19 protein-coding genes are annotated in these 25,153 nt (G+C 70.9%); 6 read left to right on the top strand and 13 right to left on the bottom strand.

The window, feature by feature from the left end:
• Positions 1-10: 10 nt before the first annotated feature.
• The 6 genes from ACWDLG_RS09285 to ACWDLG_RS09310 are packed head-to-tail and all read right to left on the bottom strand — an operon-like array spanning position 11 to position 8,671.
• Positions 11-1,237: an alpha-L-fucosidase gene (locus tag ACWDLG_RS09285; RefSeq protein ID WP_449917758.1), complete on the bottom strand. Its 1,227-nt coding sequence runs from the start codon at positions 1,235-1,237 to the stop codon at positions 11-13.
• Positions 1,238-1,294: 57 nt separating this feature from the next.
• A complete protein-coding gene (locus ACWDLG_RS09290; protein WP_449917761.1) occupies positions 1,295-3,694 on the bottom strand; it encodes a right-handed parallel beta-helix repeat-containing protein in 2,400 nt (799 codons plus the stop codon).
• Positions 3,691-5,073, bottom strand: a complete 1,383-nt coding sequence (locus ACWDLG_RS09295; protein ID WP_449917764.1) for a M1 family metallopeptidase — start codon at positions 5,071-5,073, stop codon at positions 3,691-3,693. The genes ACWDLG_RS09290 and ACWDLG_RS09295 overlap by 4 nt, the downstream gene beginning before the upstream one ends.
• 31 nt (positions 5,074-5,104) lie before the next feature.
• Complete coding sequence (locus ACWDLG_RS09300; RefSeq protein WP_449917767.1) at positions 5,105-6,772, bottom strand: hypothetical protein; 1,668 nt, start codon at positions 6,770-6,772, stop codon at positions 5,105-5,107.
• Between the two features lie 29 nt (positions 6,773-6,801).
• The gene (locus tag ACWDLG_RS09305; protein ID WP_354905841.1) at positions 6,802-7,689 is read right to left on the bottom strand and encodes a carbohydrate ABC transporter permease; all 888 of its coding nucleotides are present in this window, start codon (positions 7,687-7,689) and stop codon (positions 6,802-6,804) included.
• Positions 7,676-8,671: an ABC transporter permease gene (locus ACWDLG_RS09310; protein WP_449917769.1), complete on the bottom strand. Its 996-nt coding sequence runs from the start codon at positions 8,669-8,671 to the stop codon at positions 7,676-7,678. Before ACWDLG_RS09310 ends, ACWDLG_RS09305 begins: the two co-directional genes overlap by 14 nt.
• Before the next feature lie 162 nt (positions 8,672-8,833).
• Between ACWDLG_RS09310 and ACWDLG_RS09315 the strand changes: the two genes are divergently transcribed.
• From ACWDLG_RS09315 to ACWDLG_RS09335, 5 genes are all read left to right on the top strand, one after another.
• A complete protein-coding gene (locus ACWDLG_RS09315) occupies positions 8,834-9,844 on the top strand; it encodes a hydroxyacid dehydrogenase (protein WP_449918644.1) in 1,011 nt (336 codons plus the stop codon).
• A 34-nt stretch (positions 9,845-9,878) separates the two neighbouring features.
• On the top strand, positions 9,879-10,925 hold the full coding sequence (locus ACWDLG_RS09320) for a LacI family DNA-binding transcriptional regulator (RefSeq protein ID WP_354905980.1): 1,047 nt from the start codon (positions 9,879-9,881) through the stop codon (positions 10,923-10,925).
• A gap of 86 nt (positions 10,926-11,011) precedes the next feature.
• On the top strand, positions 11,012-12,328 hold the full coding sequence (locus tag ACWDLG_RS09325) for a M60 family metallopeptidase (RefSeq protein WP_449917772.1): 1,317 nt from the start codon (positions 11,012-11,014) through the stop codon (positions 12,326-12,328).
• Positions 12,329-12,683: 355 nt separating this feature from the next.
• Positions 12,684-14,960, top strand: coding sequence for a polysaccharide lyase 8 family protein (locus ACWDLG_RS09330; protein WP_449917773.1), 2,277 nt, complete (start codon positions 12,684-12,686; stop codon positions 14,958-14,960).
• Positions 14,957-17,338 (top strand): DUF2264 domain-containing protein, encoded by a 2,382-nt coding sequence (locus ACWDLG_RS09335; RefSeq protein WP_449917776.1) that lies wholly within the window; start codon positions 14,957-14,959, stop codon positions 17,336-17,338. Before ACWDLG_RS09330 ends, ACWDLG_RS09335 begins: the two co-directional genes overlap by 4 nt.
• A gap of 325 nt (positions 17,339-17,663) precedes the next feature.
• Here the strand turns inward: ACWDLG_RS09335 and ACWDLG_RS09340 are convergent, their stop codons facing one another.
• The 3 genes from ACWDLG_RS09340 to ACWDLG_RS09350 all read right to left on the bottom strand — a co-directional run bounded on the left by ACWDLG_RS09340 (position 17,664) and on the right by ACWDLG_RS09350 (position 20,373).
• Positions 17,664-18,218: a histidine phosphatase family protein gene (locus ACWDLG_RS09340; protein ID WP_449917778.1), complete on the bottom strand. Its 555-nt coding sequence runs from the start codon at positions 18,216-18,218 to the stop codon at positions 17,664-17,666.
• Positions 18,219-18,496: 278 nt separating this feature from the next.
• On the bottom strand, positions 18,497-19,054 hold the full coding sequence (locus ACWDLG_RS09345) for a DNA-3-methyladenine glycosylase I (protein ID WP_354905832.1): 558 nt from the start codon (positions 19,052-19,054) through the stop codon (positions 18,497-18,499).
• On the bottom strand, positions 19,051-20,373 hold the full coding sequence (locus ACWDLG_RS09350; protein WP_449917780.1) for a hypothetical protein: 1,323 nt from the start codon (positions 20,371-20,373) through the stop codon (positions 19,051-19,053). Before ACWDLG_RS09350 ends, ACWDLG_RS09345 begins: the two co-directional genes overlap by 4 nt.
• 28 nt (positions 20,374-20,401) lie before the next feature.
• Between ACWDLG_RS09350 and ACWDLG_RS09355 the strand changes: the two genes are divergently transcribed.
• The gene (locus ACWDLG_RS09355) at positions 20,402-20,683 is read left to right on the top strand and encodes a hypothetical protein (RefSeq protein ID WP_354905829.1); all 282 of its coding nucleotides are present in this window, start codon (positions 20,402-20,404) and stop codon (positions 20,681-20,683) included.
• A gap of 942 nt (positions 20,684-21,625) precedes the next feature.
• Here ACWDLG_RS09355 and ACWDLG_RS09360 read toward each other — a convergent pair.
• The 4 genes from ACWDLG_RS09360 to ACWDLG_RS09375 all read right to left on the bottom strand — a co-directional run bounded on the left by ACWDLG_RS09360 (position 21,626) and on the right by ACWDLG_RS09375 (position 25,148).
• Positions 21,626-22,213, bottom strand: a complete 588-nt coding sequence (locus tag ACWDLG_RS09360) for an LOG family protein (RefSeq protein ID WP_354905827.1) — start codon at positions 22,211-22,213, stop codon at positions 21,626-21,628.
• Positions 22,214-22,224: 11 nt separating this feature from the next.
• On the bottom strand, positions 22,225-23,019 hold the full coding sequence (locus tag ACWDLG_RS09365; RefSeq protein ID WP_354905826.1) for an LOG family protein: 795 nt from the start codon (positions 23,017-23,019) through the stop codon (positions 22,225-22,227).
• A gap of 160 nt (positions 23,020-23,179) precedes the next feature.
• Complete coding sequence (dapE, locus tag ACWDLG_RS09370) at positions 23,180-24,241, bottom strand: succinyl-diaminopimelate desuccinylase (protein WP_354905825.1); 1,062 nt, start codon at positions 24,239-24,241, stop codon at positions 23,180-23,182.
• A gap of 73 nt (positions 24,242-24,314) precedes the next feature.
• Entirely contained in the window at positions 24,315-25,148 is an 834-nt protein-coding gene (locus ACWDLG_RS09375; RefSeq protein WP_354905824.1) for a 2,3,4,5-tetrahydropyridine-2,6-dicarboxylate N-succinyltransferase, read from the bottom strand.
• Between the last annotated feature and the right edge of the window lie 5 nt (positions 25,149-25,153).

Here is a 25,153-nt window from a genome sequence, read left to right on the forward strand (position 1 = left end):
GCTCGCCCGGTCAGAGGAAGAGCTCGATCACGGGGACGGTCACGTCGGGCCTGGTCACGGGCAGCTGCAGGGTGAGGGTGTCCTCGGGCACGCCGCGCAGGTAGGCGTGGCCGGGCTCGTGCGGATCGACGCGGAGCACGCGCACCTCGGAGGCGTCGTGCAGGAACTGCGCGTACTTCACCCTGCCGGCCAGGCCGTCCAGGTGCACGTACTTCATCGGCCAGTTCAGCAGGTGCAGGTAGAGCCGGTCGCCGCGCTGGGTGTAGCGGCAGTCCTGCGGCGGGGTGAAGGCCGCGGCGCCCGCGCCGTGGACGGCCCTGCCGTGCAGCCTGGTCCACCTGCCGATCGCGCGCAGCCGCTCGACCGCGCGCGGCTCGAACTCGCCGCGCGCGTTCGGGCCCACGTTCAGCAGCATGTTGCCGCCCTTGGAGACGGTGTCGACGAGCATGCTCAGCAGCAGCTCGGGCGACTTCCAGTCGAGGTTGTCGCGGTCGTAGCCCCAGCTGCCGTTGAGCGTCTGGCACGCCTCCCACGGCACGTGGCCGGGCACCCCGCCGGGCGGCATGACCTGCTCGGGGGTCATGAAGTCGCCGCTGCCCAGGTCGAGCCGGTTGTTGATCATGATGTCCGGCTGGAGCTCGCGGACCATCGCCTCCAGCTCGGCCGAGCGCCACTCGTCCCTGCCCTTGGCGCCCATGCCGCGTCCCGGGTAGCTGAAGTCAAACCACATGGTGTCGATCCGCCCGTAGCCGGTGAGCAGCTCGCGGACCTGCCCGTGCAGATAGTCGGCATATTTCCGGATATCGCGGTTGGAGTCTTCGCCGAGGTCACGCTGCGGGTGATACAGGTCGACGGGGAACTCGGGATGGTGCCAGTCGATCAGCGAGTGGTAGAGCCCGACGCGCATCCCCCTGGCCCGGAAGGCGTCGAGCATCGGCCGCAGCAGGTCCCTGCCGTACGGCGTGGCCGTGGCCTTGTAGTCGGTGAGCGCGGAGTCCCACAGGCAGAACCCGTCGTGGTGCTTGGTCGTGACGACCAGGTAGCGCATGCCCGCGTTCCACGCCTCCTCCGCCCAGACCTCGGGGTCGTACAGGTCGGGGTCGAAGTGGTCGAAGTAGCGCCGGTAGTGCGCGTCGTCCAGCTTCTCGTAGGACTTCACCCACTCGTGGCGGGCGGCGGCGGCGTAGATGCCCCAGTGGACGAAGAGGCCGAACCGCGCCTCGGTGAACCAGCTCATCTGCTCTCCAAGCGGGGAAGGGGTACGGCCGCGCCGTACCCCTTCCGGGTGCGTTGATTACGGGTGGACCGAAACTCCGGAGAGCCCGATCCTGCCAGTGCCCGCGCGCTGGACGCGGACGTAGCGGGCATCGGCCGCGATCTCCACCAGCGAGGGGCGGAGCACCTTGCCCGGCAGGCTCACCCGCTTCGCGTCCGACATGTCGGCCGCGGTGGCGACGACCACCTCGACGTCGCCGGTGGTCATCGAGGCGTCGTTCCAGAGCTCGACCGAGCCGATCCGCTGGACGGAGCCGAGATCGACCTGCCACCAGGCGCCCGGCTCGCCGAGCGTTCTGGTGTCGGTCGTGGTCGAACCGTCGACCGCGTTGGCGGCGACCGCCGTACCGTCGGTGGAGGACTGGGCGGCGGGCCCGCCGCGGGCCAGGTCGGGGGCGAGCTGCTCGACGGTGCCGCCGGAGGTCGCGCCGGCCGCCGCGGCCACCTCGACGGCGGCCTCCGGCAGCCGCTCCAGCGCGGTGTGGTTGCCGGCCATCTGGGAGCCACGACCGGACAGCGCGGGCGCCGTGGTGTCGGTCCAGTTGCCCGTGGCGACGTTCTCGATGCCGTATCCGGCCCAGTTGGAGACCCACTTGTAGCCCATGCGGGTCAGCACGTTGCCCTCGACGCGGATGTGGGAGCTCTGCTCGTCGAGGTAGACGCCGTTGCCGTCGCGCTCGGTGTTGCCGTAGGCGGAGCGGTTGACGTAGTTGCCGGAGATCACCGTGCCGGGCTGCGGGCCCTGGGTGTAGATCGCGCCGCCGTCGTGCATGTCGAAGCCGACCATCATGGCGTCGACGATCCGGTTGCCGGTGATCCTGTTGTCGCGCATGTCGGGGCGCTGCGCCTCGGGCTGGTTCCATCCCCAGCCGACCGAGATGCCGGAGTAGGGCAGCTGCTCCAGGGTGTTGTGGTCGACGGCCAGCTCGCTCTCGTAGCCGGCCCAGACGCCCACCGCGTCGGTGTACTCCACGCCGACGTGGGTGATCGTGTTACGGGCGACCGTGTTGCGCTCGCCGCGCAGCTCGGCGGGCGGATTGGGCTCGGTGTCGCCGACGTAGACCGCGCCGGAGGACAGGTCGGTGAAGGTCGAGCCGGTGACGGCCGAGTCCTTGGTGCCCTTCTCGAGGATGATCCCCGCGCCGCCGAGCCTGGCGAAGGCGCTGTCGGCCACCGTCACCCGGCGCCCGCCGCGCACCACGACCGCGGCGGCGGGCTTGGTGTAGTGGCGGCCGGCGTGGTCGACGGGTCCCGTGGCCCCGGTCAGCGTCAGGCCCGCCTGCGTGCCGGCGTAGCCCTCGTCGGTGTCCGGCTGGGTGTAGGCGGCGTGCTCGAAGGCCAGCCCCGAGACCGTCACCCCGCTCGCGCCCTCGATCCGCAGCAGCGTCTCGCGCGCCGGGGTGATCACGTCGCTCAGGTCCTCGCCCTGCCTGGGCAGGTAGGTGACGGTACGGCTGCCGCGGTCGTAGACGAACTCGCCGGGCTGGTCGAGCAGCTCGACGGCGTTCTCGAAGAAGGACACCTTGGTGTAGCGGCTGGAGTCGACGGTCGTGCTGTCCCACGCCGGCCCGGTGCGGCCGGTGCCGCCTGCGGAGTTGGTCCAGCACGGCTGCGCGAAGGTGAGCAGGTCGCCGTCGACCCTGTCGATCCTGCAGTGGTAGTTGCGCCAGCGGATCCTGATCACCGCCTCGGCGTTGGCCGGCGCCTGCCACGCCGCGACACCGCTCTTCACCGCCCCGGTCATCCCGGTCCTGGTGGCGTCGCACACGCTGGCGGGGCAGGCTTCGCCGCGGGCGCGGACCGCCCTCACCCCGCCCACGAAGAGCTGGCGGGGGATGACGCCCTCGGGCGCCCGCGCCACCCAGAACCGGCCTTCCCGCCGCCAGCCGGTGATCGGCACGCCGCCCGACAGCACGGGCCTGGCGCCGGGCGCGGCGGTCCAGGTGACCGTGTGCCCGCCGGGCCCCGAGTCGCGGGCGTCGAGCACGAGCGGCTCGGCCATCCGGTAGCGGCCGCCGCTCAGGCGCACCTCGATGTCGCGCTCCATGCCCCCGGCGACGGCCGCGCGGACCTTGTCCCTGGCCTGCTCGAGCGAGCACGGGTTGACGCTGTTGCACGCCTCGCTCGTGGCGTCTGGGGCGGCGTAGTAGACCTTGGGGCCGGGCGCGGCGTCGACCGGGCCGGCCGGCGACGCGGCCTCGGCGGTGCCGCTCAGAGGACCGGCCTCGGCGTCGGCGGTGCCAGTGAAGGGGGCGGCCCCGGTCGGGGAGGCGGCCTCGGCCTCGGCGGTGCCGGTGAACGGGGCGGCCCCGGTGTCGGCGGTGCCGGTGGAAGGGGCGGCCCCGGTCAGGGAGGCGGCCTCGGCGGTGCCGGTCAGGGGGAGGGTGAGCAGGACGGTCAGGGCGAGCAGGCGTCTCATGGGATCTCCAGCGGGGGGTTCTTCTCGCCGAAGAGCCAGGCGCGCAGGAACGCGTCCAGGCCCGGGCGGTGGGCCGTCTTCACGGCGTGCGTGATGAAGTCCTCGGTGGAGGCGTTGCCGTCCTTGTTGCGCTGGACCCAGCGGCGCATGACACGGTCGAAGTCGCGCTCGCCGATCTCCTGACGGAGCGCGTAGAGGACCAGCGCGCCGCCGTCGTAGATGTTGTAGCCGCCGAGGCCCTTGGGCCTGCCGGGCGGGCCGTCCTTGGCGCGGACCTCGTCGAGCTTGCCGTACACCGTCCGCATCTTGTCGGCGAGCGGCTGCCCGCCCTGCTCCTCGGCCCACACGGCGGCGTAGAAGACCGCCGGGCCCTCGTTCAGCCAGGCGTCCTGCCAGGTGGCGGGCGTGACCGAGTCGCCGAACCACTGGTGCACCAGTTCGTGGACCATGGTGTTGGAGTACGTCGGCCTGGTGAACCAGCCGGTGCCGAACAAGGACAGGGTCTGGTTCTCCAGCGCGTCGGTGTAGCCGGGGTAGATGTGCACGCCGTAGGTCGAGAAGGGGAAGCGGCCGAACCTGGCCTCGGCCCACTCGATCTGCCCGGCCGTCTCGGCGGCGATCGGGGCGTAGGTGCCCTCCTGCCCCTGCGGGACGACGTGGCGCAGGGGCAGGCCGTGGGGGCCGGTGCCGTACAGGTAGGCGCCCTTGACCACGGCGAGCCCGAGCAGCTCGGGCGGCATCGGCTCGCGCTCCTCGAACCGCCAGACCTCGCCCTCCTTCGCGGCGAGTTCGCCGTTGGCGGTGGCGACGTAGCCGTCGGGGACCTTGACGCGGAAGGTCCAGGTGGCCTTGTCGGAGGGGTGGTCGTTGACGGGGAAGAAGGTGTCGGCCCTGCTGGCCTGCGCGGCGGCGGCGAACCCGCCGTCGGGGCCGAACCGCCACCCGGTGAGGCCGGAGCGCGAGGCCTTGCCGTTGCCGTGCAGGGTCAGCGTCGCCGTGAAGGGGCGATGCTCCTTCACGGGCTCGGCGGGGGTGACGGTCAGTTCCTGACCCGTCCGGCCCTGGGCGAGCGCCCACGTCGCGGGCCGGCCGTCGACGGTGACGGAGTCGATGACGTGGCCGTCGGTGTCCAGGTTGAAGGACGACAGGTCCTGGACGGCGGTGGCGCTGATCGTCACCGTGGCGGTGAAGTCGTAGGTGACCGGGGTGAAGTCGAAGGAGACGTCGTAGTGGCGGACGTCGTAGCCGCCGTTGCCGAGATCGGGGAAGAGCGGGTCGCCCAGGCCCGGCGAGCCGGGGGCGGGGGTGGCGGCGGCGGGTGGGGCGAGGGCGCCCGCCGCCAGGGCGGCGAGGGCCAGGGTGGCGATGGTTCGCTTCATGGGGGGTGTCACACCTATCGTCGGGGACGGCTCAGCTGGTGCCGCCGCTCTTCTGGATGACGCTCTCGAACTCGGCGCGGATCTTGTCGCCGCCCTGTGCCTTCCAGTCCTTGATGAGCTGGTCGAGGTCGGACAGCGGGGCGCGGCCCGCGATGATCGAGGTGAGCCGGTCGGTGCGCATGGTCGACAGCGCCTCGAACCGGTTCTCGCTGGTCGGCGAGAACAGGCCCGTGGTCGGGTCCTCGACACCGACGGCGATCATCTTGGCCAGCGCGTCGTGGGTGAGCTTGACGGCCTCGCCTGAGGAGGCGTCGAAGACCGGCTGGGTCGGCGCCCCGAGATACTTCCACGGCACCGTCGTGTCCTTGGCGCCCTGCTCGGTGAGGACCGGGTTGCCCTTGTCGTCGCGGGTGTGGTCGGTGCCCTCGACGCCGTACTGGATGAGGGTGTACTCCTCGCTGCCGAAGGGGGCGGCGAAGAAGTCGGCGACGCGCAGGACCTCCTTCACCTTGGCGGCGTCGGCCTTCTTCACGAAGTTGACGGCGAAGACGATGTTGTTGAGGAAGGCCGCGGTCGTGCTCCCGATCGGGAGCAGCGGCCGGGGATCGGCCTTCGGGTCGATCTTCTTCTGGGTCTGCAGGTAGCCGGCGGGCCCGAGGAAGGCGGGCATGCCGTCGTAGGTCAGCGCGGCGCGTCCGGCGTTGAACTCGTTCTTGCGCTTGAGCGAGTCGAAGCCCTCGGAGCCCGGGTAGATGACGCCCGCTTCGCGCAGCTTGCGGGTGTACTCGACGGCGGCGCGGTACTCCTCGGTCTCGAACCCGGCCACCAGCTTGCCGCTCGGCTCCAGGCGCCAGCCGTTGGGCGCGCCGAACAGCTGGGCGAAGATGGACAGGCCGAACAGGCCACCGGTGGCCGTGACCAGGCCCCAGCGCTTCTCCTTGGGGTTGGTCACCGCCTTGAGCAGCTCGGCCAGCCGTTCGGTGTCGCCGATCTGGGCCAGGTCGGTCACGCCCGCGGCGGCGAAGAGGTCGGCCCGGTAGAAGCCGAGCCCGCCGACCATGTTGCGCGGGATCGGGATGCCGTAGAGCTTGCCGGCGACGATGCCCTGCTTCCAGAACACCTCAGGGATGGCCGCCAGGTTCGGGTACTCCTTGACGGCGTCGCCGCTGAGGAACGGCGTCAGGTCGCTGCACTGGCTGGCCACGAAGGCGGGCAGGTTGTTGACGCCCTGCGTGGACACGTACGGGAACAGGTCGGGCAGGTTGCCGCCGGCGACCATGGTGTTGAACTTGGTCGGCCAGTCGGCCTCCGGCACGATCATCAGCTCGGCCCGGCCGCCGAGCCGCTTCTCGATCTCCTGCCACGCGGCGTTCTGCTCGCGGGGCGGAGGCGGCGGCAGGAAGGTCTTCGACGCCATCGTCACCGTGCCGCCCGACATCGGCGGCCTGGCCACCGCCTTGAACAGCTCCTTCGGGTAGGTGAAGTAGCCCTCGGGCACGCCCGCGGGGGTGCCGGGCAGGTCCGGCCGCGCCGCGCCGGGAAGCGGCACGTACGTCGGCAGCTTGATGGTCAGGCCCTGCGCCTTGGTCGCGGGGGCGGGGCCGGCGGCGCCGCCGCAGGCGGCCAGCAGCGGGGAGAGAGCGGCGCCCGCGGTCGCGGTCGCGCCGAGGCGGAGGAGTCCGCGCCTGGACAGGTTCATGGTCTTCCTTCGGGGGTGGGGGGGCGGGCTCAGCCCTTGATGGCGCCGGTGAGCACGCCCTTGGTGAAGTAGCGCTGCAGGAAGGGATAGACGAGCAGGATCGGGACGATGGCCACGACGAGTACGGCCATCTGGATCGCCTGCACGGGGGCCGGGGCCTCGGTGCCCACGGCGCTCTCCAGCGTCCTGCCCTGCAGGATGAAGGTGCGCAGGATGTTCGGCAGCGGGTGGCGCTCGGAGTCGTCGATGTAGAGCAGGGCGTTGAAGAAGTTGTTCCAGTAGGCGACGGCGTAGAACAGCGACACCACCGCGATCACCGCCTTCGACAGCGGGAGCACGATACGCGCGAGGATCCGCAGGTCGCCGGCGCCGTCCATGCGGGCGCTCTCCAGCAGCTCGCCCGGCAGGTTCATGAAGAAGGAGCGCAGCACCACCAGGTTGAACGCGCTGACCAGGCTGGGCAGGACGAGCGCGCCGAAGCTGTTGAGCAGGCCGAGCTGGTTGACGAGCAGGAAGTTGGCGATGATGCCGGGGTTGAAGAGCATGGTGAACAGCGCGACCATCAGGATCCACTTCGATCCGGTGACCTCGCGGCGGCTCAGGCCGTAGGCCATGCAGACCGTGACCGTGACGCCGGCCAACGTGCCGATGCTCGTGACCAGCACGCTGACGAGCAGCGCGCGGGTGACCGTGCCGCCGTCGAAGACCGCCCGGTAGGCGTCGAGCTGCGGTGAGGTGGGCAGCAGGACGAACCCGCCGCTTCTGGCGATCTCCGACTCCGAGGACAGGCTGGTGCCGAGGACGCCGACGAAGGGATAGATCACCAGCAGCGTGATCGCGGTGATGACGATCGCCTTGAGGCCCGCGCCGAGCCTGGACGGCTTCTCCATCCACGCGGGACGGTCACCTGCCCGCATTGCGGTACACCCCCTCGTGGCCCAGCAGGTGCGCCACCTTGTTCGCGCCGAGGACGAGGACCGCGCCGACGACCGCCTTCACCAGGCCGACGGCCGCCGCGGGGCCCCACTGTCCGTCCTGGACGCCGTTGAAGTAGACGAAGGTGTCGAGCACCTCCCCGGACTCGGGCCCGACCGCGTCACGCTGGAGCAGGATCTGCTCGAAGCCGACCGACAGGATGCTGCCGAGGTTGAGGATGAGCAGCAGGATGACGATCGGGGTGATCCCGGGCAGCGTGACGTGCCAGAGCCTGCGCCAGCGGCCGGCCCCGTCCATCGCCGCCGCCTCGTACAGCTCGGAGGGGATGGACAGCAGCGCGGCCAGGAAGATGATCGTGCCCCAGCCGCAGTCCTTCCAGATGACCTGGAGGGTGACCAGCAGCGGGAAGGCGTCGGGGTCGGTCATCAGGTCGTAGCGCGGCAGGCCGGCGCTCTCCAGCACGTCGGGGAGCACGCCGGCGCCGCCGACGACCTGCTGGAAGATCGAGACGATGATCACCCAGCCGATGAAGTGCGGCAGGTAGACCACGCTCTGCACGAACCTGCGCAGCTTCTCGCTGACGACGCTGTTGAGCAGCAGCGCCAGCGCGATCGGCGCGGGGAAGAAGAGCACCAGCTGGGTGAGCGTGATGCGCAGCGTGTTGCCCACCGCGTCCCAGAACCGGGGGTCGCCCAGCATGGTCGCGAAGTTCTGCAGCCCGACCCACTGGCTGTCCAGGAAGCCGATGTACGGCTGGTAGTCCTGGAAGGCCGCCACGTAGCCGAAGAGCGGGACGTAGTGGAAGACCAGGAAGTACAGCAGGCCGGGCAGGGTGAGGGCGAGCATGACCCGGTCCCGCCAGAGGCGTTTCCTGAGCGGTAGGCGCTGGGGCGTGACCGCGGGGGATTCGGCCCCGGTACGGCGTGCCGTACCGGGGCCGACGGCTTCGAGGGGAGTCGTCATGCGTGGTCCTTCCAGTTGGCGTGACCGTAGTAAGCGCTTTCCTCATTCGTCAAGAGCTTCTTGACGGTTTCCCAGGAAGGGCCTAGCGTGCGGCGCACGTTCTCTATAGAACGCGCTTACTATGGCCTTGGGTCTTCAACCGCGGGGAGTGATGTGACGGTCATGGAGGTGCGGCTCAGACCGCGCACGGTTCTGGCCATGGCGCCGGGTGTGCGCGAGGAGGTCTTCGCCAAGGGCGCCCTCGACCGGCTCGCCGAGCTGGCCGACCTTCACGACGACGTCCTGCACGACCTGTCGACCGGCGCCGCGCGGCGCGCGCTGGCCGGCGCCGAGGTGCTGGTCACCGGGTGGGGCTGCCCGCCGCTCGGGCCCGAGCTGCTGGAGCGGGCGCCCGGGCTGCGGTTCATCGCCCACGCGGCCGGCACGGTGAAGACCTTCCTCGACCCCGCGGTGCTGGCCCGCGGCGTGCGCGTGTCGAGCGCGGCCGAGGCCAACGCCGTACCGGTGGCCGAGTTCACCTACGCCGCCATCGTCTTCGGCGCGAAACGCGCTTTCACCCTGGCGCACCGGTATCGGGAGCACGGCACCAAACGCGACTTCAGCGGCATTCCGTGGCTGGGCGCGCGGCGCATCACGGTCGGCGTCGTGGGACTGTCGCGGATCGGGCGGCGGGTCGTCGAGCTGCTGCGCGGCCTGGAGGCCGAGATCCTGGTCTACGACCCGTACGCCGACCCCGTCGAGGTGGCGGGCCTGGGCGCGGCCCTGGTCGACCTCGACACGCTGGCGCGCCGCTCGCACGTGGTGAGCCTGCACGCGCCGAGCACCCCCGAGACCCACCGGATGCTCGACCGCTCCCTGCTGGCCAGGCTCATGGACGGCGCGGTCGTGGTCAACACCGCCAGAGGCACGCTCATCGACACCGAGGCCCTGCTCGAAGAGGTCGCGAGCGGCCGGCTGGACGCGATACTTGATGTCAGCGACCCCGAGCCGCTGCCCACCGGGCACCCGCTGTTCGGGCTGCCGAACGTCTTCCTCACCCCGCACCTGGCGGGCGCGCAGGGCAACGAGCTCGGCAGACTGGCCGACTCCACGGTCGAGGAGGTGGCCAGGTACTGCGCGGGGCAGCCGCTGCTGCACGAGATCCATCTCGACGCGCTCGACCGGATGGCATGATCTTCACACGGGCAAGGAGGAGCCGGTGACCGAGATGAGCTCGGCGACCATCGCCGACGTCGCCAGACGGGCCGGCGTCTCCAGCGCGACGGTCTCCAGGGTGATCAACCGCAACTACCCCGTCGCCACGTCGACGAGGGAACGGGTCGAGGCGGCCATCGCCGAGCTGGGCTACGTCGTCAACGCCCACGCCAGGGCGCTGGCCGGAGCCACCAACAGGACCGTCGGCATCATCATCAACGACGTGGTCGACCCGTTCTACGCCTACATCGCCAGGGGCGTCGAGCGCGAGGCGACCAGGCACGGCCGGCTGTGCATGGTGTGCTGCACGGAGGGGAGCCACCAGCAGGAGCTGGCCCTCATCGACCTGCTGCACGAGCAGCGCGCCGACGCGGTGATCCTGGTCGGCGGGGCGCACGAGGACCGCGCCTACGCCGCCGAGGTCGGCCGCAGGGCCCGCGCGCTGCATGCCGCCGGCTCGACACTGGTGCTGTGCGGGCGGCCCTCGCTGGGCGACGACGTGCCGACCAAGGTCGTGGAGTACGACAACGAGGGCGGCGCGTTCGCGATCACCGACTATCTCATCACGCAGGGGCATCGCCGGATCCTGTTCCTCGGCGGGCCGTCCTCGCTGTCCACGACGATCGCCCGCCTGGCGGGACACCGCCGGGCGCTGGAGATGCGCGGGCTGCCGCAGGCCAAGGAGCTGGTGCACACCGGGTCGTTCAGCCGCAGGTTCGGCTACGACAGGATCAGGGAGCTGCTGGCCGAGCGGCTCGACTTCACCGCGGTCTTCGCGGCCAACGACACGGTCGCGGCCGGTGTCATGCAGGCGCTGGAGCTGGCGGGCGTCTCCGTGCCCGGCGAGATCTCCGTCGTGGGCTACGACGACGTGCCGGTGGCCCAGGAGCTGCGCCCGCAGCTGACGACCGTGCGCATCCCGCTGGAGGAGATGGGCCGCCAGGCGGTACGGCTGGCGCTGGGCGTGGCGGGCGAGGGCGACTACCTGGCGCCCGTGCAGACCACCACGCGGGTGGGGACCACGGTCGTCGTGCGCGACTCGGTAGCAAGCGCTTACTGAGCACTGCGGTCCTACCCTGCATAGAAACTCATAGAAAGATTCCGTTGGTCTTGACGCGCTATAGAAAGCGCTTACATGCTGCCGTCATGACCACCACCCCCCTTTCCCGCCGTGGCTTCCTCGGCGCGGCCACCGTCGGCGCCGTCCTGCTCGGCTCGTCCCCCGCGCGCGCGGCCACCGCGTCCGCCCGCCGTACCGTGGTGCTGCGGGCCAGGCCCAGCGCGGAGAGCGAGCGGCTGCGGCTCCAGCAGGCCCTCGGCACCACGAACTTCCACCACACCGGCCTCCACCTGCCCGCCGCCGGCACGCTCACCGTCGAGGTCGAGGCGAAGGACGGCCTGCTGCCCACGCTCCACGTCGGCGCCCCCGACACCCACGCCGACGTCACCTACAAGAACCCACGCGCCTACCCGCTCACCGCGGGCGCCAACACCGTCACCGACCCCGGTGGCGGCATGATCTACCTGTCGCTCGTCGGCGCCGCGAGCGACGACGACAGGAAGGCCAAGGTCAAGTTCGTCAGCGGCGCGAGGCCCGTCCCGACCTTCGTGATGGGGGAGACGACCGAATCGGCCTTCCAGGCGCAGCTCGACACGCTGACCACGGCGCCGCAGGTCGAGCTGGTCTCGCCGTACGGGATCGTCACCGTGACCAGGGACGGCATGCTGGCCTGGCGCGACCAGGACCACCACGCGCTGCTCTCCCTGCTCGAGACGATCATCTCCTCCCACGCGGCCATCTCGGGCATCGACCGGCAGGAGCGCAGCCCGCTGCCGTTCCACCTGGTGGAGGCGCCGCGCATGCCCACCGGCGCGGGCGCCTACGCCACCCACGGCTGGACCGCCTACCCGCGCACCTACCTGGACCGGCTGCTCACCGTGGACGGGCTGCGCACCCGAGGGTGGGGCGTCTACCACGAGCTCGGGCACCAGCACCAGCAGATGGCCTACAAGCCGACCGACCTCACCGAGGTCACGGTCAACATCTACTCGCTGGCGGCGCAGCGGACACTCGGGCAGCCGTCGAACCTCACCAAGCCGGACGCGAAGACCGGGCTCACGCCGTACCAGAGCGCGCTGCCGAAGCTGCCCAGCTCGGGATACGTGAAGGGGTTCGGCGCCTTCGAGAAGCTGGTGCCGTTCCGGCAGCTGGAGCTGGCGTTCGGGGACGACTTCTGGCCCCGGCTGCACCGGCTGGTCCGCGACGAACGGCCGCCGTCGGAGTGGACGGAGACGGACAGGCGGTGGGGATACCTGGCGCTCTACACCTCTCGGACGGCGGGGCGGGACCTGCGCGGGTTCTGGGAGCGGTGGGGGGCGCCGGTGACGGCGGAGTACCTGGCACGGGTGGCGGCCCTCGGACTGCCTGCGCCCGACGTGGACCCGAGCACGCTGGCCGAGTAGGAGCCCGACACCGATGCGCCCCTCCCCCTCCACCCCGAACCCCGAACCCCACCAGACCTCCCCGAACCCCACGTCCGACTCCCCCTCCGAGCCCCACCCGACACCCTCCTTGAACGCCGCACCCGACACCCCCTCCCCCACGTCGACCGACGCCCGCGGCGCGCTCCTTCGGGCCGCATCGCCGGATCCGGTGCAGGCCCTTCATCGGCGCGGGTTCCTCGGGCTCGCCGGCGGCCTGGCCGCGTTCCTCCTCCCCGACGGTCCGTTGTCCACAGCCACCCCGGCCGGCCCCACCTTTTCCACAGAACCCCGCTCGGCCCCCACCCCCACCACCCCGACCAGCCAGACTTCCGGCGTGACCGAGTTCGCCACCCTCCGCGCCAAGGCCACCGCGATGCTCACCGGCGCCCCCTTCGACCCCGCCGACCCGGCCTTCGCGGCCCCTCTCGCACGGCTCGACGCCTCGGCCACGACCCTGCGCGACACCCTCGACCGCTCACCCGAGCGCACCTCCCTCTGGCCCGACCTCCCCCTCAAAGGCGCCTCCGGCGACATCTCCAGCAGTCACCAGCGCCTGCGCACGCTGGCCACCGCCTGGGCCACCCCCGGCTCGAAGCTCCACGGCGACACCACGCTCGCGACGGAGCTCCTCAGCGCTCTCGACTTCCTCTACGCCCGCGCCTACAACGAGACCAAGAAGGAAGTCGGCAACTGGTGGCACTGGGAGATCGGCGCCGCCCGATCCCTGATCGACACCTGCCTGCTGATGTACGACGTCATCAGCCCCGGCCAGCGCGCCGCCTGGATCCGGGCGGTGGACCGCTTCTGTCCCAACCCAGACCGCCGGACCAACCTCACCAACTTCTCCGAGACCGGCGCCAATCGGGCCGACAAGGCACTGATCGTCGCCCTGCGCGGAATCGTCGGCGACGACGCCGCCAAGATCGCCCTGGCCCGCGACGGGCTGTCCGACGTGCGCGACGCCGGGCGCAACACCCTGTTCGGCTACGTCACCGCACGCGACGGCTTCTACGCTGACGGCTCGTTCATCCAGCACGACACCGTCGCCTACACCGGCTCCTACGGCGTCGTGCTGCTCCAGTCCGTGAGCGCGGTGCTCGGTCTGCTGGGCGGTTCGAGCTGGGAGGTCACCGACCCCAGGCGGGCGGTGATCCTCGACGCCGTGGAGCGGACGTTCGCGCCGTGGATCCACGACGGCCTGATGATGGACAGCGTCAGAGGCCGCGCGGTGTCACGCGGCGCCTACCGCGACCACGACGCCGGGCGTGACACGGTCGACGCCGTGCTCCAGCTCGCGACCGGCGCGCCCGAGCCCTACGCGAGCAGGTTCCGGGCGCTGGCCAAGGGCTGGGCGAGCAGGGGCAGGTTCATGGAGCGCGCGGGCATCGCGGCGACGGCCAGGGCGCGTGCCGTGCTCGCCGACGCCGCTGTCACCGCCGCGCCCAGACCGGTCGGACATCACGTCTTCGCCGACATGGATCGGGTCGTGCACCGCCGTCCCGCCTGGTCGTTCGCCCTCAGCCTCGACTCCAGGCGGATCGCCGGCTACGAGTGCGGCAACGGGGAGAACTACCGCGCCTGGTACCAAGGCGACGGCGTCACCTACCTTTACACCGACCTCGACCACTACAGCGCCGACTACTGGCCGACCGTCGACTCCTACCGGCTGCCGGGCACCACGGTCGACACGCGGCCCCGCGACCCGGCCGTCTCCGTCAGCGGCACCGGCACCTTCCGCCCGGCGAACGCGTGGGCGGGCGGCGCCGTCCTCGGCGGGTACGGCGTGGCGAGCCTCGAACTCATGGCCATGGGCACCACACTCACGGCCAGGAAGACCTGGGTCTGCCTCGACGACGCGGTCGTCTGCCTGGGAGCGGGCATCACCAGCACCGACGGCAGGACGATCGAGACCGTCGTCGACAACCGCGGCGCCTCCGGGCCGCTGATCGTCGACGGCATGCCCCGGGAGGACGGCGAGAGCACGTCCACCGCCTCGTGGGCACACCTGGAGGGCGTGGGCGGTTACGTCTTCCCTGGTGGCGCGCGGCTGCGCACGCTCCGCGAGGTGCGCACCGACACCTGGAGGGCGATCAACGACGGCGCCGACACGGGTGGCACGCCAGGGCCGGTGTCCAGGGAGTACGTCACGCTCTGGTTCGACCACGGCGCCAACCCGTCGGGCGCGGGCTACGCCTACCTGCTGCTTCCCAACGCGACCGCCGCGCAGACCGCCGCCCACTCCGGCGTCGAGATCCTCGCCAACACCGCGCAGGTCCAGGCGATCGCCGCCAAGCAGGGCGACGCCCGGCTGTTCGCCGCCACCTTCTGGTCGGCGGGCGAGGCGGGCGAAGTCACCGCCTCGGCGCCCTGCGCCGTCCTCGTACGGCGCGCGGGCGACCGGGTCTACCTGGCGGTCTCCGACCCCGGCCGCACGGTCGGCACCGTCACGCTCACCCTCGACCACCCCGCCCACGGCGTGGTCGGCAGCGACGACACCGTGACCGTCCGACCGGGTAAGAACCCCACGATCACCGTCAACCTGGCCGGATCGCGCGGTCACACCCACACGGCCGAGCTCACCGTCGGCCGCCATCGAGAAGGCTGGGCATGATCCCTCCCTACCTGTCCCTGCCGCCCACCGACCGGCTGCTCTCGCCGCGTACCGGCTGGACGCGCGCCCATTGGGAGGCGCTGACCGACCACCTGCTCGACTCGGTCGTGCCGTACGCGTCTCCTGGGTTCGCCCAGTACCGGCTCCCGGGACGCGCCAGTTGGTCGGGCAGGGCGCTCGACGGTCTGGAGGGATTCGCCCGCACGTTCCTGGCCGCCGCGTTCCGCATCGCGGGCGCGCGCGGCCAGGTACATCCCGCGCTGATCGAGCGCTACGCGACCGGCCTCGCCAACGGCACCGACCCCGCCAGCGGCGAGGCGTGGCCCGAGCTGACCGACTGCTCCCAGCAGATGGTCGAGGCGGCCTCCATCGCCGTCGGGCTGCACGAGTCGAGGCCATGGCTGTGGGACCGGCTCCCTGCCGAGGTGCGGGAGCGGGTCGTCGCCTGGCTGAGCGGCTTCCTCGGCAAGCGGACCTGGGACAACAACTGGATGCTGTTCCAGACCGTGAGCGAGGAGTTCGTGAAGTCGGTCGGCGGGCCTTATGCGCAGAACGAGATCGACAGAGGCCTCGACCGGATCGAGGAGTGGTACGTCGGCGACGGCTGGTACACCGACGGCGGCACCCGCAACTTCGACTACTACGGAGGCTGGGCGCTCCACCTCTACCCGCTGCTGTGGACGCGCATGTCCGGTGACGCCGACCGCGCCAAGCTCTACCGTGCCCGCCTGACCGAGTTCCTCACGACCTACCGGCACTTCTTCGGCGCGGACGGCGCGCCGATCCACCAGGGCCGCTCGCTCTGCTACCGATTCGCCTCACTCGCCCCGGTCTGGCTCGGCGCCCTCGTCGAGGCGACACCTCTCGCTCCCGGCCAGACCAGGAAGCTGGCCTCGTCCGTCGCCCGCCACTTCGCCGAACGCGGTGTCCCCGACCGCCGGGGCCTGCTTTCCCTGGGCTGGTACGACACCTTCCTGCCCACCACGCAGGCGTACTCGGGACCGGCTTCGCCGTACTGGGCGTCCAAGGGCCTGCTCGGCCTGCTGCTCCCGCCCGAGCATCCGGTGTGGACCGCCCGCGAACAGATGCTCCCCATCGACGAGCACGATGTCACCGTGGCCATCCCCGCCACCGGCCTGCTCCTCCACGGCACCCGCCACGACGGCATCGTCCGTCTGGTCAACCATGGCAGCGACCACGGCGCGCCACCCGACGACCCCCACTACGCCAAGCTCGCCTACTCCACCCGAACCGCCCCCGAAGCCGCCGAACACGCCTGGACCCGGAACGTCGACAACCACCTCGCCCTCGTCACCCCTGACGGCCTGCCCTCCGCGCGCGGCGCGATCCATCCGCTGACCTGTGAGGGACGCACCGCTTCCTCCTACACGGCAACCCCCGACGGCACCCGCATCACCACGACCTCCATCGTCCGCGGCCCGTGGGAAGTCCGCATCCACGAGATCGCCACCCCCCAGCCACTCACCCCCACACCGAACCCAGCGGACCTAACCCCCCGCCCCCCGCTCCAGCCAACAACCAGAACCAGAGCCACAGCCACGCTGACACAACCGCCCACAGCCACGCTCCACCCCACCCCCTCGCCACCTCAATACGCAGCACCACCCCAACCCCACGCAGCCACGCGCCCTGCCACAGACCCAGCCACGCCCCGGTTCGACTCGACCACCCGCCTCGACCCCGAGCCGGCCACACCCCGAACCGGCTCGACCACCAACCCCACCACCGAGCCGACCGCACCCCAACCCACCGAGACCACCGAGCCGGGTTCAGCCCAAACCACCCGGCATGCCGCCACCCCGACCTCACCCGGAGAAGAACCCTCCACGGCAGCGCACCCCCCTAGCCCCGGTGACGCGGAATCCCCGCCGCCCCTCGCCCGATCTCCCCACACCGACGAGCGCTCCCCCATCGCCACCCAGACCAGTGAAAGGCCTGCCGGACCGGCGGTACGAGAAGGCGGCTACGCCGTGTCCGACACCTCACCACCCGACATCGCCACCGGTCCAGGGTGGGCGCTGGCCCGCCGTACGGACGGGCTCACCTCCGCGATCATCGGCCTGTACGGCTGGCAACACGCCGACGTGTCCCGTGACGTGGAGTCGAACGCCTTCGGCCCCCACTCGGCCGTCCCCTGCCTGCACGCCGACACGCCGGGCCTGCACGTCTCACTCGTCGTGTTGTCAGGCGACACCGTCCACCCGTCCGCACTCCGCGAGGCGATCACGGTCGACGTGTCACCCCACGCGGTCACCGTCGCCTTCCCCGACGGCGACCGCCAGACGCACCCCCTGACCACCTCACCCACGCACCTGGCCCACTCCCCGCACGCCGAACCACCAGCCATGCCCTCATGAACCCGGAAGCCCGCCCCCGACTCCCGTGCCCACCCACCCGCACACCACGTCCCCAGAAGATCGATCCGAACACCACGTCCCCAGAAGACGTCCTCGACCGCGCGACACCATGCACGCCACCCACACGGGCACCGCACGAAAACCCGACCCGCCTGAACGCCAGGCTCGACCCCGGTGCGACCACCGAACGCCCGGCACAACCGCCGAACGCCCGGCACAGCCAACGAACCGTCCAGCACGACCGCCGAACCTCCGGGACCGAACGTCCAGCACAACCGCCGAACGCCCGGCACAACCACCGAACCTCCGGCACGACCGACTGTTGTCAGTCCTGGAGATGTCTGACTGAGGCGATGTCCACCACGCGCCCATCCAGGGTGGTGATCGCGCACGGTGGCACTCCGTCCACCAGCAAGTGGGCGGGGACTGATGCGTCACCCACCAGCGTGCGCAGCAGATCGACGGTGATGCCGCCATGAGTGCAGACGACGATCGCGGACGACTCGTGTGCGTGATCAGCGAGGAAGGCTTGGAAGCGCTCGGCAGCCCGGTACGACGAGTCGCCGCTGAGAGGAACGAAGTCGCGATGTCGTACTGCTGTCGCCCAATCGGCCAGGAAGTCCTCGAGAGATTGCGTACCGTCCCAGTTCATCCGTTCGCGCAGTCGGGCATCCTCTCGCACGGGGACACCGACCGCCGACGCGATGATGTCGGCGGTCTCGCGGGCCCGCCGCATCGGGCTGCTGAACACGGCGCCCGGATCAACGGCCTGCAGCCGGCGAGCGGCTCGATGCGCTTGGCGGCGCCCGATCGCGGTCAGACCCGGATCACCGGCGCGTTGCTCCTTCTCGCCATGCTGAACCACGTAGAAGATCGCCATACTGCCGCAGGATGTCCCATGGTGGCCCATCGCCGCACGCCAATATCGCGGCGCACAGAACCGGGTCGGTCGCATGAGAGGGCGTTCACGCGACCTCTCCAGACGCAGCGCGCAGAGAACAGTCAGCGCGAAAACCGCCGCTCGACCCCAGAACACAAGGCGCAACGCGCTGACCATCCCATGCGCCGACCAGCGAACACGATCACGCCTGACGCGCGGAGCCGTCTCTCAGCCCGACGAACACACCGCCCGACGAACCCGCCCAAGGCGCGAGTCGATCAGCCAGCGCGAAGGCGCACGATGCAGTCCGCGATGTGGTCGTTCACCAGGCCGATGGCCTGCATGAGCGCGTACGCGGTGGTCGGCCCCACGAACCGGAAACCGTACCCCTTCAGCTCCTTGGCGAGCGCCTTCGACCCGGGCGTGATCGCAGGAACGTCAGCCATCGAGCTGGGAACAGGAGAATCAGGATCAGCATGCCGCCAGACCAGCTCGGACAACCCTCCGGGCACCTCGAGCGCGGCCCGGGCGTTGGCGATGGTGGCCTGGATCTTGGCCCGGTTGCGGATGATGCCCTCGTCGGCGAGCAGCCTGTCGACGTCCGCCTCGGTGTAGGTCGCGACCTTCTCGATGGAGAAGTCGTCGAACGCCTTTCGGAAGTTCTCCCGCTTGCGCAGAATCGTCAGCCACGACAAGCCCGACTGGAACGCCTCCAGGCTCACCCGCTCGAACACCCTGTCATCGCCGTGAACAGGGCGACCCCACTCGTCGTCGTGGTAGGCGATGTAGAGCGGGGTCGTCATGCCGGTCCACTCGCACCGAATGACCTCGCTCACGAACGGCCCTTCTTCTCGCGGCCGATCGAGGCAGGCCGCCCGCTGCGGCCGTCGCGGCTCGCGGACGCGCGCTCCGTCCCGGCATGGGAGGAACCCACCACGGGCGAACCGATGTCGCCCCACGAGCGGCTGACCTTCTCGGTGCTCGCCGCATCGCCGTCCTCGCGTTCAGCGTTCGGAGCGGCGTCACCGTCGTCACCGGAGTCGTGCTCACCGGCCGGGGCATCGGCACCCGCCCCGCTGCGGCGGCTGGGCAGAGAATCCTGGTGCGCGGCGGGACGGGCAGGCGAGCCGGCGTCCCCATCCGATCCGACGGCCGGCGACGCGCCGTTGTCGCCCTCGTGCTCTTCAGGGGAAGAGACCGCTTCGCTGTCCCGCCACACGCCGGTGGAAGCCAGGCCTGCGTCGCGCTCATACTCCCCGAGAGAAGACGCGGGCTCCCCCAAGCGAGAGACGTGGTCGCCATCGCCGGGCGAAGAGGAGTCCGCGTCATCGCTGTGCGCGGCAAAGGAGGACGCCACACCAGAGTCGCCGACAGCGCCGACCCCGAGATCGTCGGCGACGTCGCGCACCGCAGCGCCGGGCGCGAGGTCACGATCGACAGTCGCGAAAGCGCCCGTATCGTCCCTGCTCGCAGCAGTGGAGGCAACCGAACCATGGTCACCGGACACACGCACCGCAGCGCGATCGCCAGCCGCCGAGGCGTCCTCGTCATCCCCGCCCGCAGTAGTGGCGGCAACAGAGCCATGGTCGCCGGACACACGCATGGCAGCGCCGACGGCGTGGTCGCGATCGCCGAGTGCGGAGGCGTCCTCGTCATCCCCGTGCGCGAAGGTGTCGACGAGGGTCGCGTCGCCCTTGTCATCCTGATGTGCGGTCGCGAGGGATGCGTCGTCTTCGTCGGTACGGCCGGCGGGCCCGGCCTCGTCATCGTCAGGCAGCGCGACGGAGGGCGCGGCGGGGCGGTGGTCGGTGCGTGGCGCGACACCGGGACTCGCGTAAGCCTCCTGGCGCGCCTGCAGCCGGCTGGCCAGCAGCTCCGACACGCGCTGCTCCAGCACGGCGATGCGGGTGTCGCGGGCGCTGATCGCGTTGGCGGCTCTGCGCAGGCTCTCGTCGACGCTCTGCGTGTGGTAGCCGACCAGGTTCACCGGCAGCTGCAACGCCATGAAATCGACGGCCGTGAGCTGCCCAGCCTCGGGAAGGCCGAGCGGCGGGACATCAGGCGGGAACTCTCCCAGCTCACCGCCCTTGCCAAGGGAGACCACGACGACGCAGGCGAGGATCGCCAGCGCGGCGATGGCGAGTACGACCAGCACATTGGAATCGTACTCGTACGATCGAGACATGAGGCCTGTAGTGCTGACGCCAGGCGCGCCCGAAGAGTCCGGGTGGACGCCCGCCGACACCCCCGACGAGGTGCGGCAGCTCGTGCGGAACGGGGGCACGGCACTGGTCAGGCTGCCGCGGCAGCTCGACGCCGCCCTCGCCGCCGCGGCCGTCTTCCGATGGGCCGGCGCGGGCGTGTTCGTGACGGAGCACGCCGACCAGGTACGGCTCGCGCTGGACATGACCGACTCCCTCGCAGGCACCCGCGCCCCCGCAGTGACCCGCCGCGGCCTGGCCTGATCGCCCGCCGCGCCTCGACGAGGTGTGCTGTCGCCGGTACGCGAAGGCGTGCGCGGGAGGCGCTTGGCACGTGGAACCTCGCGGGCGCGGGCACCTTCCCGAGGGTTTGCCGAAAGCCCGAGCGGTGTGCTTCACCCCAGGGAGAGGCAGCCCGGGACACGTGTGGGTTCATCCCAGGGAACGGTGCGATCCCAGTCCCAGGGAAAGGAGTGGGTTGAGGCCCGGGAATCGGTGTGAGAAGGGTTTCCCGCCGGGCGTGTCGTGATTGAGCGGCCCAAGGCCCAGCGTGTCATGAGCGGTCGCAGGGGTCCATGCGCGTCATGAGCGACTCCCGGGGGGCACGCGTGTCGTGAGCGACCCCCGAGGGCCACGCGTGTCGTGAGCGACCCCCGAGGGCCACGCGGTCGTGAGCGACCCCCGAGGGCCACGCGTGTCGTGAGCGACCCCCGAGGGCCGCACGTGTCCTGAGCGACCCCCGAGTCCACTCGTGTCGTGAGCGACCCCAGGGCCATGTGGGCGACTCAAGGGGCCTGCCGTGGCGTGAGCGATCCGAGAGGCAGGAAGTGCAGGCGCCACCCACCCCACGGCCAACGCCGAGCCCCTTGGGATGGGCCGGCCCGCGGGTCCCGTGGACGCCCGCAGGCCGCACCGAACATGGCGGCGTGCCGTAGGAGGCACCGAGCACGGCGGCATGCCACGGGTCGGAAACCCGCAGACCGCACCCAGCGCGGGGCAGCGTGCTGTAGGAGGCGCCGAGCGCGGCGGCGCGCCGTAGGTAGGGACGCCCGCAGACCGCACCCAGCGCGGCCGCCTGCCGTAGGCACCGAGCGCGCGGCGGCCTGCCGATGGTCGGGAGCCCGCAGACCGCACCCAGCGTGGCGGCCTGCCGTAGGAAGCCTGCGCGCCCATCATCGGGACCCCGCGCCCCCGCGCGGGAAGCAGCTACCCGCCGGTCGATTCGCCCAGCTCCTCCACGCTGGGTTCCATCGGCTGTCCCGGCGACTCCAGGAGGTTCAACGCCTCCTCCACCGACGTGGTCCACGTGATCGCGTCGAAGACGTTCGCGCGCGTGAACCCTTCGTCGTACATGTGCTTCACCAGCGCCCGCAGCGGCTCGTACAGCCCCCACGGGTCGAGGATCACCAGCGGCTTGGTGTGGACGCCGAGCACGCGCGCCGTCCAGATCTCGAACAGCTCCTCCAGCGTCCCGATGCCCCCGGGGAGCACCAGGAACGCGTCGGAGCGGGCGTCCATGACGCCCTTGCGTTCGCGCATGTCGGCGGTGATGACCAGTTCGTCCGACTCGGTGTCGGCGACTTCGATGTCGACCAGCACCTGGGGGATCACGCCGATGGTGCGGCCACCGGCGGCTCTGGCTGCGCTGGTCACCGCGCCCATGCAGGAGACCGTGGCCCCGCCGCTCACCAGGGTGTGACCCCTGAGGGCGATTTCGGTGCCGACCTCGGTGGCGAGGTCCACGTACTTGGGGTCGATCTTCTGACTGGATGCACAGAAAACGCAGATGTTCACGGAAACGGAGTCTATTGAGGCTCTGTCCGGTGGCTCGCGACGGCCTCCAACTCCTCGGTGCTGAGGCGGCTGCGGTTGTGCTCGGACTCGACGATGATGTTCACCGCCTCGTCGACGTCGTCGGTGAGGTGGATCAGGTCGAGGTCGGGGGCGGAGATCTTGCCGGTCGACAGCAGCGTTCCCTTGATCCAGTCGAGGAGGCCGCTCCAGTACTCGGTGCCTACGAGCACCACGGGGAACGAGGTGACCTTGTGCGTCTGCACCAGGGTGAGCGCCTCGAAGAGTTCGTCGAGCGTGCCGAACCCGCCGGGCAGCGTGATGAACCCGCACGAGTACTTCACGAACATCGTCTTGCGCACGAAGAAGTAGCGGAATTCGATGCCGAGGTCGACGTAGTCGTTCATGCGCTGCTCGAAGGGGAGCTCGATGCCGAGGCCGACGGAGATGCCGCCCGCCTCGGACGCGCCCTTGTTGGCCGCCTCCATGGCGCCGGGCCCGCCGCCGGTGATGACGGCGTATCCGGCCTTGGCCAGCTTGCTCCCCAGTTCGACGCCCAGCTGGTACTCGGGGGAGTCGACGGTGGTGCGCGCCGAGCCGAACACGGTGACCGCGGTGGGGAGTTCGGCCAGCTGGCCGAAGCCCTCGACGAACTCGGCCTGGATGCGCAGCACCCGCCACGGATCCATGTGAACCCAGTCGGTGGGCCCTTGGCGATCGAGAAGGCGCTGGTCATAGGTGGATTCAGGAACGAGCTGGCCGCGGACGACCGCAAGGCCCTGACGACGTTCGGGACGTGTCCGTTTCATACGGAGCACGCTAGCGCGCCCGGTTAAAAAATCTTGAAAAAAGGAGGGAACCGGATTTCGAAGCCGCTGCGTCTAACTGCCGAGGGTGCTGCTCGGGACTGAAAGTGGCTTTCCCCGCCAAATGGCCGGCGAGGAAAGCCACTTTCACGTTGTAGGGGGGTTACGCGCCCGGGGAGAGCCAGTTCAGCATCGCGGTCTCGCTGGCCCTGATCTGGCTGAGCGAGGCGTATTCACCCTGCTGGTGGGCGAGGTTGGGGTCGCCGGGGCCGTAGTTGACGGCGGGGACGCCGAGGGCGGAGAAGCGGGCGACGTCGGTCCAGCCCAGCTTGGCGCGGGGTGTGCCGCCGACGGCGGAGACGAACGCGGCGGCCACGGGGTGGGTGAGCCCGGGGCGGGCGGCGGGGGCGCCGTCGGTGATGGCCACCTCGAACCGGTCGAACACCTCCCGCACGTGCTCCTCGGCCTGCGCCAGCGACAGGTCGGGCGCGAAGCGGAAGTTGACGGTGACCACGGCCTGGTCGGGGATGACGTTGCCGGCCACGCCGCCGCGCACCGACACCGCGTTGAGCCCTTCGTGGTACTGCAGGCCGTCGACCACGGGCTGCCTGGCCTCGTAGGTGGTGAGCCTGGCCAGGATCGGCTCGAGGGCGTGGATGGCGTTGACGCCGAGCCATGACCTGGCGCTGTGGGCGCGCCTGCCTCGCGTGGTGATGTCCGCGCGGAGCGTGCCCTGGCAGCCGCCCTCGATCACGCCGTCGGTCGGCTCCATGAGGACGGCGAAGTCGGCGGCCAGCCAGTCGGCGTGGTCGCGGCTGACCCTGGTCAGGCCGTTGCGCTCGGCCTCGACCTCCTCGCAGTCGTAGAAGACGTAGGTGACGTCGCGGTTGGGGGCGGGAAGGAGGGCGGCGAGCTTGAGGGCGACGGCGACGCCCGCCTTCATGTCGGAGGTGCCGCACCCGTAGAGGAGGTCGCCCTCGATCCTGCTGGGCAGGTTGCCCGCCGTGGGGACGGTGTCGAGGTGTCCGGCGATGAGCACGCGCTCGGGGCGGCCGAGGTTGGTGCGGGCGACGACGGTCTCGCCGGACCTGTCGACGGTGAGGTGCGGAAGCCGTCTGAGCGCCTCCTCGACCGCGTCGGCGAGCACCTTCTCGTTGCCGCTGACCGATTCGATGTCCACGATGGTGGCGGTCAGCGCGCCTACGTCCTGCGTCAAGTCCAGCATGGCACCCAACCCTAACCTCGGGCGTACGGCCGGCCACAGGCCGGACCGGCAGGCACGGGGGCCGCCGCCGGGGTCAGGCGTTGACGCCGTGCTCCCTCAGCACGTCGTTCAGCGCCGCCTTGTCGTGCCGCTGGCCGGGCTCGAGCCGCTTGAGCACCAGCACGCACGGCAACCCGAACGTCCCCCCGGCGAACTCCTTCGGCCGCGTGCCGCCCACCGCCACGCACCAGTCGGGGATCCGCCCGCGCCCGAGCTCCTCCCCCGTCTCCACGTCGATCACCGGCATCGAGGCGGACAGGATCGTTCCAGCCCCGACGACCGCCCCGCGTCCCACGCGCGCTCCTTCGACCAGCATCGCCCTGCTGCCGATCAGCGCGTCGTCCTCCACGACGACGGGCACCGCGTTGGGCGGTTCGAGGACGCCGCCGATGCCCACCCCGCCGGACAGGTGGACGTTCTCCCCGATCTGCGCGCAGGAGCCCACGGTGGCCCAGGTGTCGACCATGGTGCCGCCGCCGACGTACGCCCCGATGTTGGTGAACGACGGCATGAGCACCACACCGGGCGCGAGGTAGGAACCCCATCTGGCGATCGCGCCCGGCACCACCCTCACCCCGTCGAACGTGGTCTTCAACGGCAGCCTGTCGTGGTGCTGGAAGTCGCCCACCTGCGACCTGGCCATGCCGAGCACCTTGAAGCTGAGCAGGATGGCCCGCTTGGCCCGCTCGTCGACCACCACCTCACCGTCGGCGGAGATCGTGGCCACCCGCGCCTTGCCGGTGTCGAGCTGGTCGATCGCGCCGACGACGACGCCTCTGGCGGCCGCGTCGGAAGGAGAGAGCGCCTCCCTGTGGGCCCACAGCTCATCGATGGCCGCCGGCAGCGGACTCGCATGGCTCTTGCTCATGGCCA

Source organism: Nonomuraea sp. NPDC003727 (assembly GCF_053586935.1).

Bases quoted from the DNA above. Each gene is read 5' to 3' on its own strand.
- ACWDLG_RS09285 (WP_449917758.1), bottom strand. From the start codon at position 1,237: ATGAGCTGGTTCACCGAGGCGCGGTTCGGCCTCTTCGTCCACTGGGGC.
- ACWDLG_RS09290 (WP_449917761.1), bottom strand. From the start codon at position 3,694: ATGAGACGCCTGCTCGCCCTGACCGTCCTGCTCACCCTCCCCCTGACC.
- ACWDLG_RS09295 (WP_449917764.1), bottom strand. From the start codon at position 5,073: ATGAAGCGAACCATCGCCACCCTGGCCCTCGCCGCCCTGGCGGCGGGC.
- ACWDLG_RS09300 (WP_449917767.1), bottom strand. From the start codon at position 6,772: ATGAACCTGTCCAGGCGCGGACTCCTCCGCCTCGGCGCGACCGCGACC.
- ACWDLG_RS09305 (WP_354905841.1), bottom strand. From the start codon at position 7,689: ATGCGGGCAGGTGACCGTCCCGCGTGGATGGAGAAGCCGTCCAGGCTC.
- ACWDLG_RS09310 (WP_449917769.1), bottom strand. From the start codon at position 8,671: ATGACGACTCCCCTCGAAGCCGTCGGCCCCGGTACGGCACGCCGTACC.
- ACWDLG_RS09315 (WP_449918644.1), top strand. From the start codon at position 8,834: ATGGAGGTGCGGCTCAGACCGCGCACGGTTCTGGCCATGGCGCCGGGT.
- ACWDLG_RS09320 (WP_354905980.1), top strand. From the start codon at position 9,879: ATGAGCTCGGCGACCATCGCCGACGTCGCCAGACGGGCCGGCGTCTCC.
- ACWDLG_RS09325 (WP_449917772.1), top strand. From the start codon at position 11,012: ATGACCACCACCCCCCTTTCCCGCCGTGGCTTCCTCGGCGCGGCCACC.
- ACWDLG_RS09335 (WP_449917776.1), top strand. From the start codon at position 14,957: ATGATCCCTCCCTACCTGTCCCTGCCGCCCACCGACCGGCTGCTCTCG.
- ACWDLG_RS09340 (WP_449917778.1), bottom strand. From the start codon at position 18,218: ATGGCGATCTTCTACGTGGTTCAGCATGGCGAGAAGGAGCAACGCGCC.
- ACWDLG_RS09355 (WP_354905829.1), top strand. From the start codon at position 20,402: ATGAGGCCTGTAGTGCTGACGCCAGGCGCGCCCGAAGAGTCCGGGTGG.
- ACWDLG_RS09365 (WP_354905826.1), bottom strand. From the start codon at position 23,019: ATGAAACGGACACGTCCCGAACGTCGTCAGGGCCTTGCGGTCGTCCGC.
- dapE (WP_354905825.1), bottom strand. From the start codon at position 24,241: ATGCTGGACTTGACGCAGGACGTAGGCGCGCTGACCGCCACCATCGTG.
- ACWDLG_RS09375 (WP_354905824.1), bottom strand. From the start codon at position 25,148: ATGAGCAAGAGCCATGCGAGTCCGCTGCCGGCGGCCATCGATGAGCTG.